Here is a 280-nt window from a genome sequence, read left to right on the forward strand (position 1 = left end):
TGGGCTTCGTGCTCGATTTCCTGGAGATCATCTACATCGTGATCCCGATCGTGGGTCCGGTGATCTATGGCGGCACAATGGACCCGAAATGGGTGACGATCATGATTGCCGTGAACCTGCAGACCTCGTTCCTGACACCGCCTTTCGGCTTTGCGCTGTTCTATTTGCGCGGGGTGGCGCCGCCTTCGGTGACCACGGGTCATATCTATCGCGGGGTGTTGCCCTTCGTGTTGATCCAGGTGGCGGCCCTGGGAATGCTCTTTGCCTTCCCGGGCGTTGT

The 280-nt window shown here is 58.9% G+C and carries 1 protein-coding gene; it reads left to right on the top strand.

Translation table 11 applies throughout. From position 1 onward, the window contains the following. On the top strand, positions 1 to 280 hold a 280-nt coding region (locus tag E0702_RS17080), incomplete at both ends, for a TRAP transporter large permease subunit (protein WP_132045734.1).

The sequence above is a fragment of the Halomonas marinisediminis genome (genome assembly GCF_004347715.1).
Classification (GTDB): Bacteria; Pseudomonadota; Gammaproteobacteria; order Pseudomonadales; family Halomonadaceae; genus Halomonas; species Halomonas icarae.